Annotated in this window: 2 protein-coding genes; both read left to right on the forward strand. The window is 61.9% G+C overall.

Features of this window, described 5'->3' with window-relative positions:
* Window positions 1–679, forward strand: a 679-nt coding sequence (locus tag AWB67_RS37115; RefSeq protein ID WP_143328491.1) for an ATP-binding cassette domain-containing protein, incomplete at its 5' end; no start/stop codon positions are given.
* Window positions 680–1,083: 404 nt separating this feature from the next.
* Window positions 1,084–1,880 (forward strand): dicarboxylate/amino acid:cation symporter (locus AWB67_RS37120; RefSeq protein ID WP_143328492.1); only part of this gene is annotated, 797 nt, incomplete at its 3' end.

Raw genomic sequence — 1,880 nt, forward strand, 5'->3', positions numbered from 1 at the left:
GGTCGGGGCTGGCCGCTCCGAGGTTGCGATGGGCATCTTCGGCGCGCCGCCGCCGACGGCCGGAACCGTGTCGGTCGAAGGCAAGCCGGTGAATGTCAGGAAGCCTCGCGACGCCATGAAGCTCGGCATCGGTCTGGTTCCCGAGGACCGCAAGGATCAGGGGCTCGTGCTCGGGATGTCGGTCGGCAGCAACCTGTCGCTCGCTGCGCTCGGCCTTGGCCGGCTCTCGACCGCGAGCGTGATTCGGCCGCTGCGCGAATCGCGCATGATCGAGGGCTACGTGGGGCGGTTCCAGATCAAGACGCCGACGGTCGAGCAACTCGTCGGCCTGCTGAGCGGCGGCAACCAGCAGAAAGTGGTGCTCGCGAAATGGCTCGCATCGAAACCTCGCGTGCTGATCGTCGATGAACCCACACGCGGCGTCGATGTCGGAACGAAAGCGGAGATCTACGCGCTCATGCGTGAGCTGGCCCACGGTGGCCTCGCGATCCTGGTGATCTCGAGCGACTTGCCCGAGATACTGACAATCTCGGACCGCATTCTCGTTATGCGCGCGGGCCATCTTGCGGGAGAAATCAGCTTCGATGACGCTTCCGAGGAGCGCATCATGTCGCTCGCCGCCCTCGAACATGCCGATCCGGCGCATCCCGAGGTCAAGCCAACGGGGTTCGTGGCGTAGCAGCCGAATGGTTTCACAGGTGGCAGATTGATGGCCGCTCCCTGCGACATCGTACCCACACTCTTACGCGCCGCTGTGCGTGGTGGCTTTGCGCATTCCGCCGGCGCGTTTTGTGAAGCGCCCGGCTATCGCGGCCTGATCCCGTGCGAGCGGCGGACCGCCTCAGACGGATCAAATCGCCTGAAGCGGATACCGCGATCCTGAGCTTTCGAGTACCCGCTCTACGCTTGCCTGCATCGAATGGGCACAATCTTTGCCCTCCTGGAACGCGTAGTGCCGACAAGCGACTTTCGGCGGCCGCACACTGCCTTTGATACAGCTAATTCCATCCCGGGTCGCTTCTGTCGTATCCTGTTTAGACCTTTCCATCCGCAATTGCACGCGTAGTGAATGGAGGCCTCGAGATGAACAGAAAGAATTCCGCAGCCATCTGGATTCTGATCGCGATGCTGGTGGGCATCGGAATCGGCTACATGATCTACTCGAGCTTTCCGGACAGAAAGGTGGCTACCGAGATCGCGGGCTACATTTCGCTCGTGTCGGACGTGTTTCTGCGTCTCATCAAGATGGTGATTGGCCCGCTCGTCTTTTCGACGCTGGTCGTCGGGATTGCGCATATGGGGGACGCGGCCTCGGTCGGACGCGTGTTCGCTAAAGCGCTGGGCTGGTTCGTCACCGCGTCGCTGGTCTCGCTGCTCCTTGGCCTTTTCATGTCCAATCTGTTGCGGCCCGGCGAGAACCTCGGACTGCCGCTGCCCGACATCGGCACGTCGGCGAACCTCGCGACCTCCAAGTTTACGCTAAAGGACTTCGTCGGCCACATGGTTCCCAGGTCCTTCGCCGAGGCGATGACCAACAACGAGGTCCTGCAGATCGTGGTGTTTTCGATGTTCTTCGGCGTCGCGCTCGCCGCGCTGGGGGACAAGGCCAAGATTCTCGTTGGGGCAATCGACCAGCTTTCGCACGTCATGCTCAAGATCACCGGTTACGTGATGAAGCTCGCCCCGCTGGCAGTAATGGCGGCGATGGCCTCTACCGTGGCGGTCAACGGGTTGACGATCCTGCTGAAGTTCGCGGTCTTCATGGGAGACTTCTATCTCAGCCTGTTCCTGTTGTGGGGGTTGCTCGCGGCGGCCGGCTTCCTGTTCCTCGGGCCGCGCGTACTCAAACTACTGGCGCTGATTCGCGAGGCGTTCATGCT

It is taken from the genome of Caballeronia terrestris, from assembly GCF_001544515.1.
Lineage (GTDB): Bacteria > Pseudomonadota > Gammaproteobacteria > Burkholderiales > Burkholderiaceae > Caballeronia > Caballeronia terrestris.